Raw genomic sequence first — 14,050 nt, 5'->3', positions numbered from 1 at the left:
TGTATATTGTCTTTGTGATTTTACTTTCATGACACTTAATACTCCGTATTAAGTGTCTACTTTAATGGGGTCACATCAGATGATCGTCGTTGAGTTAAACTAACTGTGCTGACGACGCATGTTGTCGAGAATGATCCCTGTTGCCATCGCGACATTAAGAGACTCCGCACCGCCAAAGGCTGGAATCGTGATTTTGTCTGTCACGAATTGAGCCGCTTTTTCACGAATACCGTGAGATTCGCTGCCCATCAATAGAATGCCGTTAGCTGAAAACTCCGTGCGGTGTACACTCTCACCTTCAAGAAATGCGCCGTATACCGGTAAGTTCGCTTGTTCCAAGTAGCTCGGTAGATCGGTTTGGCTCACTTGCACACGACCAAAGCTTCCCATTGTTGCACTAATGGTTTTCGGGTTGTAAGGATCAGCACAATCGCTGCTCGCCACAATGTGTTTAATGCCGTACCAGTCAGCAACACGAATGATGGTGCCAAGGTTGCCCGGGTCAGAGACACCATCAAGTGCGATCATCAGCCCGTTTGCTTTTGGCAGTTCGAATGATGGAATTTCAACAACTGCAATAGCGGCATTGTTACTCACCAATGTACTGGCTTTAGTTAGCTCATCTAGGGAAGCTTCAACACAATCGAACTCTTTCAGTGCTGCGTGGTTTTGTGCCAGAAACTCGGCCGTTGCAAAAACGTTCTTCACCACTAGAGCGCTGTTGATTAGCTCAAGCACATTCTTTTCTCCTTGAACAAGGAACAAGCCGTGTGCTTTACGTTGCTTCTTTTGACCTAAGGCGCGAAGGAGTTTTAATTGGTTTTTTGAAATCATGTTTTTATCCTAGATATAAGCCCGCGCATTATAGAGCAAAGGTTAAGGAACACAAAGTGGGAGAGTGAAATGCTCACGAGATTAAAAACAAAAGCGCACCTTTCGATGCGCTTTATGTTTTAGTTTGGTCTTGTTATCACCACATAAGGTGGCGTGACCGTGAATTAGTACGGTACTGGATAGCGTCTAAATACGGTGTTGATATCAGCTAACACTTCTTCCGACAGAGGCTTACTGAACGCCGCCACATTTTCTTTTAACTGGTCTAGATTCGTTGCACCGATAATCGTCGATGTAACACCATCAACTTGGTTACACCATGCTAGAGCAAGTTGGCTTGGAGTAAAGCCATGGGTTTTCGCCACTTCCACGTACTCTTTCACTGCCGAGTTAGCGATTTCAGTGTCACGGAAAATGCCTTTACGCTGCATGTATGTCCAACGACTGCCCGCAGGGCGCGCTCCATCAATGTACTTACCACTCAGCATACCTGCTGCCAGTGGCGACCATGGTAGGTAAGCGACGTCTTCATGAACACAGTTTTCAATCAAATATGGCCAATCTTTTGCGTGTAGTAGGCTGAACTCATTTTGAATCGACACCATGCGTGGTAGGTCGTGTTTTTCACTCAACTTGAGATAGGTATTAATCCCCCAAGTTGTGTCGTCAGACAGACCGCAGTGACGAATCTTGCCTGCTTTAATGCAGCTTGCTAGTGCCTGAAGGATCTCCAGCATTTGGTTTTCGTGTTTTTGGCGATCAATATCACTAAACGAAATGTGACCTGGGAAATGCTTACCAAAATGCGGTGTTGTGCGGTTTGGCCAATGCAGTTGGTAGAGGTCGATATAATCTGTGTTGAGTCGCTTCAATGACGCATCGACAGCGGCAATTACCGCTTCACCAGTAATAGGGCCGCCACCACGAACCCAAGGTAAGCCTGCACCGGCAATCTTGGTTGCGATGATCAGTTCGCCACGGCGTTGAGGGTTGCGTGATAACCAGTCGCCAATAATCTCTTCAGTTTTGCCGTAAGTCTCAGGAGAAGGCGGAACCGCGTACATTTCAGCGGTATCGATGAAGTTAATCCCTTGGCTAAGTGCGTACTCGATCTGTTGGTCGGCTTGCTGTTGAGTATTTTGCAGGCCCCATGTCATGCTTCCAAGACAGACGCGAGAAACTGGAATTTGGCTGCTTCCTAACTTTGAATATTCCATTGGTTACTGGATTCCTATTGTTATACGTCCACCGCAGATGAGAGTTTTGACGAAAAATAAATCGCGAGTGGCGTGAGTTGGAATACAAATTAGTAACATAAAAAAACACGTTCGGGTACGGTTTTTAACTATGTATAGAACGCTTGAATGAAGCGCAGAGTGGATACAAGTGTACGGTATTGAATCCGGAGAAAAGGATGCTTAGGTCAAGGTAGGAAGTTGGGAGGCTAACGCCCTGCGTGGAGAAGTCAGGGCGTGATACGGCTCTAAGTGAATGATTGGTTTGGACCGATTTTAGTCCTCTGCGCTCATGCCACCTTGTTGTTGAACCTGTCTTAAAGCTTCCAGTCTTTGAGATTCTTTGTCTGTCGATGCCGTTTTAACTTGTTCCTCAGTCGCTTGAGGAGCAAAAACAAAGTACTTATTGATAGTCATAATCGAACCCTCATGTAACGTATGACATAGTTTGCTCGAAGGATAAACTGTGATCATCATCCATTTTGTTCTTTTTTTAGGCTGAGAGCGGAGGGCGTAGAATGAGAACAAAACGACGGTTTATCATCCTCTTGCAATAAGTAACTGACGAAACCCTCTAATTTCAAGTATAGGAAGCTCTGATCATTTCGCAGAAAAATGATTTAGAGCAAATTGCTCATCCTTTAGGGGCGTAAGATGAGCGTTCACACATCAACATCTTCAAGACTACCTTTCTCAAATCTTAGTCTATTCGAATCATAATTGTGTTGATGAATCAGTTAGTTAAATCCATGGTGAGAACAAGTTATGGAACAGTTAGTTGAACGTTTTCTTAAGTACGTGACCTTTGATACTCAGTCTAACCCTTCGAATACCCAGTGCCCTAGCTCTAGCGGTCAAATGACCTTTGCAGAGGCGTTAAAGGAAGAGTTGATTGCACTAGGACTTAGTGATGTCAGCCTAGATTGTAATGGTTACCTGATGGCCAAGCTACCGTCGAATGTTGATTATTCAGTGCCAGCGATCGGCTTCGTTGCCCATATGGATACCGCACCAGATGCATCGGGTGCCAATGTCGCGCCACAATTAATACGTGACTATCAAGGTGGCGTAGTACAACTAGGTAGCAGTGGCGAGTGTTTAGACCCAGAGCAGTACTCAGATCTCAACGCACTGCACGGTCATGACTTGATTACAACTGACGGAACGACGTTGCTTGGTGCGGACAATAAAGCAGGTATTGCTGAAATCATCACGGCTATCGCTTACCTAAAAGCTAACCCTGAATTGAAACACGGTGATATTTGTATCGGTTTCACGCCTGATGAAGAGATTGGACGTGGCGCTGATCTGTTCAACGTTGAAAAGTTTGGTGCTGAGTGGGCTTATACCATTGATGGTGGCCCTGTAGGCGAGCTGGAATTTGAGAACTTTAACGCATCAAGTGCTGATGTTATCTGTCATGGCGTCAATGTTCACCCGGGCACAGCGAAAGGCAAGATGGTCAATGCGATGAACATCGCAGCACAGTTTCAACTGATGATGCCAACGGAAGAGACACCTGAATGCACCGAGGGCTATGAAGGTTTCTATCACCTTAAATCAGCGGAGATGGGCGTCGCGCGCTCGGAGCTAGGCTACATCATTCGTGACTTTGAGCGCGAGGGCGTAGAGGAACGTAAAGCCTTCATGCAACAAAAAGTTGATGAGCTAAATAGTCGTTTAGAGAAAGGCAGTGTAGAGCTTGTGCTTACTGATAGCTATTTCAACATGAAAGAGATGGTTGAGCCGCATCAGCACATTATCGAATTGGCCAAACAGGCGATGATCACTTGCGACGTTGAGCCTATGATTAAACCAATTCGTGGCGGTACGGATGGTGCGAGACTCTCATTTATGGGGTTACCATGCCCGAATATTTTCACCGGCGGTTACAACTTCCACGGTATTCATGAGTTCATTACTGTTCAGGGTATGGAACTGGCTGTGAAAGTGATCGTAGAGCTATCTCAAAATACTGCTACACATTATCAAAAATAAGATAGGAATTAATGCTTTATCCCTTTGTATTTTAGAGAGTATTCATTAATACTTTCCATAAGTATAAGGGAGTAAGCGATGAGAAAATTAATTCTACTCTGCACCCACCTTGCTGTGGGTGCTTTTGGTTTTGGGCTAGGGGTATATGCGTTACCTATTTTGATTGAACCTGAGTCACCGTCGGTCAATTCAGTGCAAGCGGTAACAGAGAAAGCGGTGCTGAGTGGCGAGTTTACTAAAGATCGCCAAGACAGTGATTTTCTTCATTGGGGAGAGGGGATTGTCTCCATTACTGAGGACGCTATAGCTTTTGAGGGTGAACTCGCTCCGGGGCCAGACTATAAACTCTATCTGTCGCCGAGTTATGTTGAAACTGAAGTTGCTTTTAATGAGCTTAAGTCAACAATGCTGAAAGTGGGCGATGTAAAAACCTTTGACCGCTTTATGTTGAATCTACCTCAAGGGACAGATCTCACCCAGTACGATACGGTTGTGATTTGGTGTGAAACTTTTGGCGAGTTTATTACTTCTGCAAAAATAAAATGATAGCCTAAACAAAGCCGTTTTTAACTAATAAAAGCGCTCAGTAAATGGGCGCTTTTGTTAGGTTAAGTCATCATCATTCCAAAGGAAGTTGTAATGGAAAAAATGTGGCAAGTGATTGATTTCTTATTGGCGCACAAAGGCTTGTTCAGTGCGCTAATCATCGCTGTTGTTTTAATTATTCGCCGAATCACACTGTCTCAAATCAGAGGTGATGTTGCCTTTCTCTCTGAAGATCAGCGTAACTGGATGTCTCGTACTAAGAATGGCACCTTTGCCTTCATAGTAATCACGCTATTCATACTTTGGCAGTCGGAAATTAGTGAGTTCGCGCTATCGTTAACTGCGATTGCGGTGGCGATCGTTGTGGCATCGAAAGAGATCATCCTCTGTTTTACCGGTTCTATTCAAAGAGCAAGCTCACGCTCTTTTCGTATTGGTGATTGGATTGAAGTCGGTAAGATCAGCGGTGAGGTGATTGAGCACAACATGATGGCGACAGTGATTCAGGAAATTGACCTGTACCACGGGCAATATCACTACACAGGTAAAACAGCCACGCTACCTAACAGTATGTTTTTTACTTACCCGGTAAAGAACCTCAACTTTATGAAGCGCTATGTTTACCACGATTTTTCTATTGTGGTGAAAGATTTCGTTAATTTGTACCCGCTGATTCCAGGATTGATCAAACAGATCGAAGCGCACAGTGAGGACTTTATTGAAGTCGCTCGCCGTTACAATGCTGTGATCGAGCGTCATGCTGGGGTAGATCTTCCCGGTTCAGAGCCGCACATTCATGTGACGAGTGGGGCAACCGGTGAGCAAGTGGTGCACTTCATGATTTTCTGTCCGACAGAACAAGCTTCTCATCTAGAGCAGGAGATTCGTCGCGACTTTATGGAAAGCTATGCTCAAGCGTTTCCAGACAAGGAGTAATTTCCGCTCTCTGTTCATTGAACAATAAACAATAAAAAAGCCGATAACAGCGAACTGTTATCGGCTTTTTTGTATTAATGCATTCGCTATATAAACGAATAAGTTTTTGGGTTATTGGTTAAGAGAGTTCTTCTACTGGTAACCAATCAACCTGCACGCCAGCTTGCTCAAACATGTCTTGGCTGACTTTGATCTTGTCGCCCCAGCGTGACAAAAAGTCTTCACTTTGTGCTGGGCAGTGAACCGCAGAGATACCCGTTTGAATGATCTTTGCAGCACAATTCGGACACGGGAAGTGTGTTACCCAGATTTCACAACCATCCAGATCTCGCTTAGCGAACAGAATTGCGTTCTCTTCTGCGTGCAGTGTCTTCAGATATTTCATCTCGCGCTCATCTGTGTCGGCACTATCTGATACGCCATGTGGGTATCCATTAAAGCCGACAGACACAATGCGGTTATGTTTGGTAATTACGGCACCTACTTGAGTTGACGGGTCCTTGCTCCATGAGCCGACCAACTCTGCCATTTGGTAAAAACGCTTAGCCCATTTTGAAATCATGTACATTACCTTAACGATGTATAAGACAAATTTTAGATATGAAGAGTCATCATGTTAGACAATATCCTGTCAGACTAAAAGCCTAAGCCTAAGATTTTCAGGAAAAATGTAGCGCAATTGTAAGCTATTTATGTGCATCAAGTTGCTATTTACAAGTTGAAACATTTTGGCTGGTAATAATTGATATTCCTCGGACAATCGTCGCAATTGTGTTACGTAGATTTTTATACTGTTCTATTTTTAACTAGCGACGGTATACCAATGCGTAAAAAGCTACTCCTGACCGCTCTGGCCAGCTCTATGATCCTTGTCGGCTGTGGGCAAGATGCCCAAAACGCCCAACAAGCGCCTTTACCTCTCGTAGCAGTACAGGATGTTAATGTTATTCCTCACCAACAAAGCAAGTCTTATATTGGTCGTATTGAAGCTGTAGAAGATACAGCGATTACGGCTCAAGTATCGGGCTACCTTCAAAACCGTCATTTCAAAGAAGGACAAATGGTTGAGAAAGGTCAGTTGCTTTACACCATTGAGCCTTCTTCTTTTGAAGCACAAGTAGCGAGTGCAAAAGCGTCGGTAGCGCAAGCGAATGCCAACCTTAAAAAGGCCGAATTAGATTTCAATCGCGGTAAAAACCTACTTCCTAAAGGCAGCATCTCTCAATCGGAATTCGATGCTCTTACTGCTGCTCTGCTAGGTGCTCAGGCACAACTTGAAGCAAACCAAGCTCAACTAAACTCAGCTAACGTTCAACTTTCTCACACTCGCATCGAAGCGCCGTTTGCAGGCCGTATTAGCGATAGCAAAGTGAGCACCGGTGACCTTGTTTCTCCATCTTCTGGTGTATTAACCACATTGGTAAGTCTAGACCCTGTTCATGCTGCATTTAGCATTAGTGAACGTGAGCGCTTAGCGCTAGGTATGGATCGCATTGAAGGCGATGGCAGCAGCGATAAAGACCGCGTTGAAGTACAAATTGTTTTAGAGAACGGTGAAGCGTTTGAGCACCTAGGCAAGTTGGATTTCTTAGGCAACCGTATCAACCTAAACACAGGTACGATCGCAATGCGTGCTATCGCGGATAACCCGAACCAACAGCTTCTTCCAGGCCAACACGTACGTGTAAACCTGCGTGATAAGCAAGAGATCGATGTTGTGACTATCCCACGCCGCGCTGTTCAAACTGACCTTGAAGGTGATTTTGTGATGGTTCTGGTGGAAGGGGAAGGTGCTCCGGTTGCAGAGCGTCGTAATATCGAAATGGGTCGTCAGGTTGAAGGCGGTGTGATTGTTCATTCTGGTCTTGAAAAAGACGATGCGATCATCACACAAGGCCTACAGCGCGTAAGAAATGGAATGTCAGTGCGTATTCAGCCTTCAGCTTCTGAGAAAGCAGAGTAAGGGGCACAAGTATGCTAAGTCGTTTCTTTATTCAAAGGCCTAAGTTTGCCCTTGTAATCTCGATTATTCTGACACTGGCGGGGGCGATTTCTTTGGCCATTCTGCCCGTTGCAGAGTACCCCAAAATTAGCCCACCGTCGGTGAGTGTTTCTGCATTTTATACAGGTGCAAGTGCTGAGGTTGTGGAACAGGCGATAGCCGACCCCATAGAAACCTCGGTTAACGGTGTAGAAGACATGATCTACATGTCATCGAAGAGTGCGAATGATGGTTCTTACAACCTAAACGTGACCTTTGATGTCGGTACTGACCCAGATATGGCTCAGGTAAACGTCCAAAACCGTGTCGCTCAAATTGAGTCGAAGCTGCCGCAAGAAGTAAGAATGGTCGGCGTGACGGTGAAAAAGCGTTCTCCAGACCTGCTGATGGTACTGAACTTCTACTCACCAAACGGTAAGTACGATGACCAGTTCCTGATCAACTACGTTAACCTCAATATCAAAGACCAGCTAGCACGTGTTAGCGGTATCAGTGAAGTAAACGTATTGGGTGGCGGTGAATACGCAATGCGTGTTTGGTTAGACCCAGAAAAGATGGCTAACCTAAACCTGACGACAACCGATGTCTATGCTGCGTTGGCTGAGCAAAACGTGCAGGTGGCGGCGGGTCGTATTGGTGCCGCGCCATACAACAATCCTCAAGAAGTTCAGTTTAACTTGGTGACCAAAGGCCGCCTAGAGACTGCAGACGAGTTTGAGAATGTCGTTTTACGCGCTAGCCAAGATGGTTCGACGGTTTACCTGAAAGATGTTGCTCGTATCGAGCTTGGTAAGAAGTTCTACGATGGTAACGGTAAGTACCGTGGTCAAGATGCTTCTATCGTGACGTTGTCACTACAGTCGGATGCGAACGCACTTGAAAGTGGTAAAGCGGTTATGGCGATGCTAGAAAATCTTAGCCATAACTTCCCTGATGGTGTTGCCTACGAGGCGAGTTACGACACCACAGTATTCGTTGCTGAATCGATCAAAGGTGTAGTTAAAACGCTTATTGAGGCTATCTTGTTGGTAATCGCAGTAACTTACCTGTTCTTGGGTAGTGCGCGTGCCACCTTGATCCCTGTTGTGGCTATTCCGGTATCCTTGATTGGTACCTTTGCCGTAATGCAGATGACTGGCTTTACCATCAACACGGTAACCCTGTTTGGTTTGATCCTCGCGATTGGTATCGTGGTGGATGATGCGATTCTGGTTATTGAGAACGTTGATACCACCATGGCCAAAGATCCAACTATCTCTCCTCGTAAAGCGACACTGATTGCGATGAAAGAGGTAACTGGACCAATCATCACCTCTACCTTAGTACTGCTTGCGGTATTTATTCCTGTAGCCATGCTTCCGGGTATCACCGGCATTATGTATCGCCAGTTCGCGCTGACTATTTGTATCGCGGTTGTGATTTCATCTATCAACGCACTAACGCTATCTCCTGCACTGTGTTCTCTGGTTCTCAAACAGGGCGGTGGTAACACGGCACGCTGGTACCAAGCATTCAACCGTGGTTTAGAAAGCGTAACTAAGAAGTACGGTCAAGTGGCAGGCTTCCTTGTTAAGAAAGGTGTGCTGCTATTTACCTTCTTCGTGGTGGCATTGGCAGCGGTAACTTACTTCTCGAAGACAACATCAACAGCGTTCGTTCCTCAGGAAGATAAGGGTATCTTGCTGGTCAACGTGCAATTACCTGATGCAGCTTCTCTGTCTCGTACAGAGGAAGTAACAGAGCACTTGTTGGAAATGGTTGAGCAAGAACCAGGTGTTGATGGTGTGACGCTGGTAAACGGCTATGCCTTCATGACGGGTGCATCCGCATCAAATGGTGCTTCACTGTTTATCAAACTGCACGATTGGGATATGCGTAATGCACTTGATGGAGAGCACTCAGCACAAGCGATTTCTCAGCGAATCAACGGTCGTGCTGCGATGGAACTGCCACAAGCGGTAGTGTTTGCGATGGGACCTCCGGCGGTTCCGGGCATGGGCGCAGCGTCTGGCTTTGAGTTTGTACTAGAAGACACATTGGGCCGTAGCCGAAGCGATCTTGCGATGGTAATGGACGATGTTATTCAGAAAGCCAACCAGCAACCTGAGATTGCACGTACCTTTAGTACCTTCCGTGCTAACGTACCGCATTACTACGTCGACATCGACCGCGAAAAAGCGCAGCAGCTAGGTATTCCTCTGTCTGAAATCTTCCAAACACTGCAAGGCAACCTAGGTTCTCTGTACGTGAATGATTTCACTATGTTTGGTAAGAACTTCCGTGTAACCATGCAAGCTGACAGTGATCACCGCAGCAGCATGGAAGATCTGCAACGCTTCCACGTTCGTTCTTCATCAGGTGAGATGATTCCACTAAGCACATTGGTAACGCATGAGCAGATCTTTGAACCAGACGTTGCATGGCGTTACAACATGTACCGCAGCGCTGTGATCCAAGGTCAACCGGCTCCGGGTTACTCAAGTGGTGATGCGATTGCCGCAATGGAACGTGTTGCTGCAGAAGTTCTTCCACAGGGCTACCAGTACGAGTGGACAGGCATGGCGTATCAAGAAGTACTAGCGGGTAACCAAGCTATCTTCGCGTTCGCACTGGCTCTGATCTTCATTTACTTGTTCATGGTTGCGCAGTACGAGAGTTGGACGATTCCGGTTGCGATTATATTGGTGGTGCCAGTGGCAACGCTAGGATCCTTCTTAGCACTTAACCTAACCGGCACACCACTTAACTTGTATGCGCAGATAGGTCTGGTTCTGCTCATAGCGCTGGCGGCGAAGAACGCAATCTTGATTGTGGAATTCGCGAAAGTAGAGCGTGAAGAGAAAGACGTGCCTATCGATGATGCAGCAGTAAAAGGCGGTACATTACGTTTCCGTGCTGTGAACATGACCTCTTGGTCGTTTATCTTAGGTATCTTCCCATTGATCTTCGCTGCGGGTGCAGGTCATGTTAGTCAAAACTCACTGGGTATTTCATTGATTGGTGGTCTGCTATGTGTGTTGCTAGCAGGTACCTTCCTAATCCCTGGCTTCTATGCGTTCGTTCAGCGTAAACGTGAGAAAGCACATGGCGGAAATACCAAACTTATTCCTGTCGATGATGAATAACGCTAATTAAGATTAACCACATGAAATAAAAGGCTTAGCATTTGCTAGGCCTTTTTTATATCCAAACGGAATATAAATACTATCCGATATGCTAATTTTCTAAATATATCGCTGAGTCTATACTCTAAACTCGATCTTCTAATAAAATAGTGTTTTTTAAATAAGTAACTGATATTTATCGAAATAACACCTTTCAGTGAACGTGTGTATGCTCGAAAATGTTTGCACAATATTGTGAAGTGTTTCAAAATTAGCGAGTTAAATTACGTTATTTTGTGCATTGAGGTTCTTATGAAGGTCATTGATTTATTTAAACACCGTAGTGATAGTGTGTCGCCACAACACTCAGAGTTTATGCAATGGATGTCTCCAACTCTAAGAGAGTACTGGGGCGACTTTCTGAACCGCACGCAAAATAGCCACTTCTTTGCATGGGTACGCGACCATCACAAACCTGCTGTCAATGAAGATGCACCGATCCAGCCAGTAGCACCGGTTGAGAAGCCGATCGAGCTGAAACCTGAAGCACAAGCGGTTTACGATGAGCTGTCTGCACAGATCGGTGAAGTGATCCATACTGGTGATTGGATTCACGTAGGCCAAGATCGTATTAACCAGTTTGGTGAAGTAACGGAAGATATGCAGTGGATTCACACGAACCCTGAAAAAGCAGAATCTGACTCACCATTCAAAACAACCATTGCACACGGCTTTTTGACTCTGTCTCTACTACCACGTCTAACAGACAGTGTTGATCCTGATAAGTCGCAATTCCCGACGGCAAAAATGGTGGTGAACATCGGTTTAAACCAAGTGCGTTTCCCATACCCTGTTAAATCAGGCAACAACGTGCGTGCTAAGAGTACTCTGACGAAAGTGACTCCTATCCGCAAAGGTCTTGAGATTGAACGTGAAATTCGAGTTGAGATCGAAGGCGTACGCCGCCCTGGTGCGGTTGTAGTATCAGTGATTCAACTGCACTTCTAATCGCCATATAAGATTCAAAAAAAAGAGAGAGCCTTAGCTCTCTCTTTTTCGTTTGGACGTAAACTTATTTCACTCGAGTGTATCCGTACTCTTCGATAAGGTCTTGGCCCTGCTTTGAGCTTACGAACTTAACAAAGTCTTTGCTCTCATCGGAAACCGACTCTTTCTTGTAAAGGATCAGGAATGGACGAGCCAGTTCATAACTGTGATTGGCGATGTTTTTAGAGCTTGGCTCCACGCCATTAAACGAGATTGCCTTGATTGAGCGGTCGATCGAACCCACCGACACAAATCCAATCGCGTGTGGGTTGTGATTGACGATGGTTTTAACCATGCTGTTGCTGTTTACAACCAAGTTGTTTGGGTTGATATCTGAAACCATGCGGTCGTTGATGATTCTAGTCAGACCCATTAGGCTTTCAAAACTGTAACGAGAGCCAGAAGACGCTTCACGGGTAACCACAGCGATAGGTTGATCTGCACCACCAATCTCTTTCCAGTTCGTGACTTTACCCTTGTAGATATTGAACAACTGCTCGCGAGTGATGTTAGTCAGTCCGTTTGAGCGGTTCACGACAACAGCCAAGCCATCGTATGCGATAGGTTTAACGGCTAAGTCATCCGTTTGCTCTTGGTCGGTCAAACGACGAGAGCTCATCCCAAGGTCTGTAACGCCTTTGTTCACCATAGTGATACCAGCCGTTGAGCCTATGCCTTGAACAGCGATGTAATTGTCAGCGTGAGTTTTATTGTACTCTTCAGCCAACACATCCATAACACGAGCGACAGAGGTCGAGCCTGAAATTGTGGTTTCTTGCGCCAGAACGGTTTGAGAAGATAAAGCTAGTGATAAAAGAGAGGCAAGAGCGACTCGTAACATATACAACTCCTATTAGATTATATTTGCCGCCTATCATATGTAGCTAATATGACATTTTTGTGAAACTCCATGCGGTTGAATTATGGCAGTTTGGTTCACATTTCATAAATGCCTGCTCACATTTCATAAAGTCTTGTTCGCTAAACGAAGAGTTCAGTTCTAAGCTCTAGTTAGGATTGTTCGCCAGACGAATTGGTGTCAAGGAGGGAAGTGGATGTCGGTAGTACAAATAGAGCTTAGTCGACTTCTACATGGTGCTGAAAAGCTATGCACTTCACGCAATCAAAGTCTGCCCGTTGAGTTAGGAAAATCGCTCTTTGAAGAGTGCGAGGGCGGTGTTGTTTTTTCGAAAGCTCACTATCTATTAGACTCATCCCATAGCGACTACACAGATGACGTCGCACGCGTCGTGTTTAACTCCAGCGACTCTACCTGGCTGGTGGAAGTACCCTTAGATCAAGGAGTGCAAGGCGATTCGGTTCTCTGGGGTCCTTATCCTTATCTATCTCGTTCAAAGGATTTGGAATTAATTCTCCACGAAATAGAAAAAGACCCAAAAACTTACTTTTGGGTCTGATCGTTAAGCATATTTTTAAAGCTATTTATCGCGACTTATCTTGCCTTGATTTCAACGCCCGTGCTCATTGCGTGACTTTGTGCAATCAGTGAGCGGAAGTCTTTCGGTGTTTTTCCGTGATAGGTTTTAAATGCGGTACTGAAGTGTGCGGCACTTTTGAAGCCGGATTCGTAGGCGATCTGCGTGATCGATTTGGTTGATGTTCGCAATTGCGTCGCAGCATGAGCAATTCGCTTGATCTTTAATAGATTTGAAAATGAGAGATCTTCTGCAGACAAGCGTCGCTTCAGGGTTGCAGGAGACATACCCATATAGCTTGCCAACGTATCAAGAGAGATGTTGTTCTCGATGTTTTGCTCAATGTAGTTAATTACCTTCTGCGTCACTGTCAGCTTTGAGGCTCTGCCAATTACAGCGAGCAGTGAAGGGTGTGCTTCGACCATTAACGAGAGCAGAGCTAGGCTCAATTGGGTGACTGCGTAGTCATTTTGAGTCGGTGCACTGGCCAGTGTTAAGAGCATCTCTTTGAGTTGGTCTAAGTTACGGTCTTCGGCGTTGAACTTGAGGTATTTCTCGGGTGGTCTTACTGACTCGAGGTCACCAAATTGATTGATGAATTTTTGAAAAATAGAAAGGTCGAAATCTAAACAGATGGCGTTGAACTCGCCTTGTTCGGTATGGACTGAAACGTCTTGTATTTCACCTGAATTGTAGAGTGCAAATTCACCAGCTTGGAGAGAGGCTTGAGTGCCATCGGGTAATGCAAAAGAGATACTGCCTTGACGAACGATAAAGATACCATTTCTCGAGGCGGGGTACCGTTCCCGTTTCCTGGGGGTGAAATTTCTAAATTGAGTGACATTGATTGATGGCATACACACTTCTTTGACGTTCTGATTGCTTAAATGCTTCTTCACTGAACCTAATATG

13 protein-coding genes are annotated in these 14,050 nt (G+C 45.4%); 7 read left to right on the top strand and 6 right to left on the bottom strand.

What is annotated here, in order from left to right; translation table 11 throughout:
• Positions 1-99: 99 nt before the first annotated feature.
• The 3 genes from VFDL14_RS03805 to VFDL14_RS24785 all read right to left on the bottom strand — a co-directional run bounded on the left by VFDL14_RS03805 (position 100) and on the right by VFDL14_RS24785 (position 2,486).
• The gene (locus VFDL14_RS03805; protein WP_032552898.1) at positions 100-834 is read right to left on the bottom strand and encodes an RNA methyltransferase; all 735 of its coding nucleotides are present in this window, start codon (positions 832-834) and stop codon (positions 100-102) included.
• Positions 835-998: 164 nt separating this feature from the next.
• Positions 999-2,051 carry an aldo/keto reductase gene (locus tag VFDL14_RS03810; protein ID WP_032552897.1) on the bottom strand — a complete coding sequence of 351 codons (1,053 nt, stop codon included), beginning with the start codon at positions 2,049-2,051 and terminating at the stop codon, positions 999-1,001.
• Positions 2,052-2,345: 294 nt separating this feature from the next.
• Positions 2,346-2,486, bottom strand: coding sequence for a hypothetical protein (locus tag VFDL14_RS24785; RefSeq protein WP_167332357.1), 141 nt, complete (start codon positions 2,484-2,486; stop codon positions 2,346-2,348).
• Positions 2,487-2,834: 348 nt separating this feature from the next.
• Here VFDL14_RS24785 and pepT point away from each other — a divergent pair, with 348 nt between their 5' ends.
• The 3 genes from pepT (at position 2,835) to VFDL14_RS03825 (ending at position 5,549) form a co-directional block, all read left to right on the top strand.
• Positions 2,835-4,067 (top strand): peptidase T, encoded by a 1,233-nt coding sequence (pepT, locus tag VFDL14_RS03815; protein WP_032552895.1) that lies wholly within the window; start codon positions 2,835-2,837, stop codon positions 4,065-4,067.
• 78 nt (positions 4,068-4,145) lie between these two features.
• On the top strand, positions 4,146-4,613 hold the full coding sequence (locus tag VFDL14_RS03820; RefSeq protein WP_032552894.1) for a DM13 domain-containing protein: 468 nt from the start codon (positions 4,146-4,148) through the stop codon (positions 4,611-4,613).
• A 93-nt stretch (positions 4,614-4,706) separates the two neighbouring features.
• Complete coding sequence (locus VFDL14_RS03825) at positions 4,707-5,549, top strand: mechanosensitive ion channel family protein (RefSeq protein WP_032552893.1); 843 nt, start codon at positions 4,707-4,709, stop codon at positions 5,547-5,549.
• Between the two features lie 118 nt (positions 5,550-5,667).
• Here VFDL14_RS03825 and VFDL14_RS03830 read toward each other — a convergent pair whose 3' ends face one another.
• On the bottom strand, positions 5,668-6,111 hold the full coding sequence (locus tag VFDL14_RS03830; protein WP_032552892.1) for a dCMP deaminase family protein: 444 nt from the start codon (positions 6,109-6,111) through the stop codon (positions 5,668-5,670).
• A 261-nt stretch (positions 6,112-6,372) separates the two neighbouring features.
• Between VFDL14_RS03830 and VFDL14_RS03835 the strand changes: the two genes are divergently transcribed.
• The 3 genes from VFDL14_RS03835 (at position 6,373) to VFDL14_RS03845 (ending at position 11,663) form a co-directional block, all read left to right on the top strand.
• A complete protein-coding gene (locus VFDL14_RS03835) occupies positions 6,373-7,512 on the top strand; it encodes an efflux RND transporter periplasmic adaptor subunit (RefSeq protein ID WP_032552891.1) in 1,140 nt (379 codons plus the stop codon).
• An 11-nt stretch (positions 7,513-7,523) separates the two neighbouring features.
• Complete coding sequence (locus VFDL14_RS03840) at positions 7,524-10,676, top strand: efflux RND transporter permease subunit (protein ID WP_032552890.1); 3,153 nt, start codon at positions 7,524-7,526, stop codon at positions 10,674-10,676.
• Between the two features lie 291 nt (positions 10,677-10,967).
• Positions 10,968-11,663 (top strand): MaoC family dehydratase, encoded by a 696-nt coding sequence (locus VFDL14_RS03845; protein ID WP_032552889.1) that lies wholly within the window; start codon positions 10,968-10,970, stop codon positions 11,661-11,663.
• A 64-nt stretch (positions 11,664-11,727) separates the two neighbouring features.
• Here VFDL14_RS03845 and VFDL14_RS03850 read toward each other — a convergent pair whose 3' ends face one another.
• Positions 11,728-12,543 (bottom strand): phosphate ABC transporter substrate-binding protein, encoded by an 816-nt coding sequence (locus VFDL14_RS03850; protein WP_032552888.1) that lies wholly within the window; start codon positions 12,541-12,543, stop codon positions 11,728-11,730.
• A gap of 214 nt (positions 12,544-12,757) precedes the next feature.
• On the opposite strand from VFDL14_RS03850, the gene VFDL14_RS03855 reads away from it, so the two are divergent.
• Entirely contained in the window at positions 12,758-13,120 is a 363-nt protein-coding gene (locus tag VFDL14_RS03855; protein ID WP_032552886.1) for a DUF3024 domain-containing protein, read from the top strand.
• A gap of 35 nt (positions 13,121-13,155) precedes the next feature.
• On the opposite strand, the gene VFDL14_RS03860 is transcribed toward VFDL14_RS03855, so the two are convergent.
• The gene (locus VFDL14_RS03860) at positions 13,156-13,995 is read right to left on the bottom strand and encodes an AraC family transcriptional regulator (protein ID WP_032552885.1); all 840 of its coding nucleotides are present in this window, start codon (positions 13,993-13,995) and stop codon (positions 13,156-13,158) included.
• Between the last annotated feature and the right edge of the window lie 55 nt (positions 13,996-14,050).

The organism is Vibrio fortis (genome assembly GCF_000695685.1).
Taxonomy (GTDB): domain Bacteria; phylum Pseudomonadota; class Gammaproteobacteria; order Enterobacterales; family Vibrionaceae; genus Vibrio; species Vibrio fortis_A.
This window is presented reverse-complemented; position numbering and strand designations above follow the sequence as displayed.

What these genes read in the sequence shown, in the direction of transcription:
- VFDL14_RS03805 (WP_032552898.1), bottom strand. Translation starts at nt 834, where the DNA reads ATGATTTCAAAAAACCAATTAAAACTCCTTCGCGCCTTAGGTCAAAAG.
- VFDL14_RS03810 (WP_032552897.1), bottom strand. Translation starts at nt 2,051, where the DNA reads ATGGAATATTCAAAGTTAGGAAGCAGCCAAATTCCAGTTTCTCGCGTC.
- VFDL14_RS24785 (WP_167332357.1), bottom strand. Translation starts at nt 2,486, where the DNA reads ATGACTATCAATAAGTACTTTGTTTTTGCTCCTCAAGCGACTGAGGAA.
- pepT (WP_032552895.1), top strand. Translation starts at nt 2,835, where the DNA reads ATGGAACAGTTAGTTGAACGTTTTCTTAAGTACGTGACCTTTGATACT.
- VFDL14_RS03820 (WP_032552894.1), top strand. Translation starts at nt 4,146, where the DNA reads ATGAGAAAATTAATTCTACTCTGCACCCACCTTGCTGTGGGTGCTTTT.
- VFDL14_RS03825 (WP_032552893.1), top strand. Translation starts at nt 4,707, where the DNA reads ATGGAAAAAATGTGGCAAGTGATTGATTTCTTATTGGCGCACAAAGGC.
- VFDL14_RS03830 (WP_032552892.1), bottom strand. Translation starts at nt 6,111, where the DNA reads ATGATTTCAAAATGGGCTAAGCGTTTTTACCAAATGGCAGAGTTGGTC.
- VFDL14_RS03835 (WP_032552891.1), top strand. Translation starts at nt 6,373, where the DNA reads ATGCGTAAAAAGCTACTCCTGACCGCTCTGGCCAGCTCTATGATCCTT.
- VFDL14_RS03840 (WP_032552890.1), top strand. Translation starts at nt 7,524, where the DNA reads ATGCTAAGTCGTTTCTTTATTCAAAGGCCTAAGTTTGCCCTTGTAATC.
- VFDL14_RS03845 (WP_032552889.1), top strand. Translation starts at nt 10,968, where the DNA reads ATGAAGGTCATTGATTTATTTAAACACCGTAGTGATAGTGTGTCGCCA.
- VFDL14_RS03850 (WP_032552888.1), bottom strand. Translation starts at nt 12,543, where the DNA reads ATGTTACGAGTCGCTCTTGCCTCTCTTTTATCACTAGCTTTATCTTCT.
- VFDL14_RS03855 (WP_032552886.1), top strand. Translation starts at nt 12,758, where the DNA reads ATGTCGGTAGTACAAATAGAGCTTAGTCGACTTCTACATGGTGCTGAA.
- VFDL14_RS03860 (WP_032552885.1), bottom strand. Translation starts at nt 13,995, where the DNA reads ATGCCATCAATCAATGTCACTCAATTTAGAAATTTCACCCCCAGGAAA.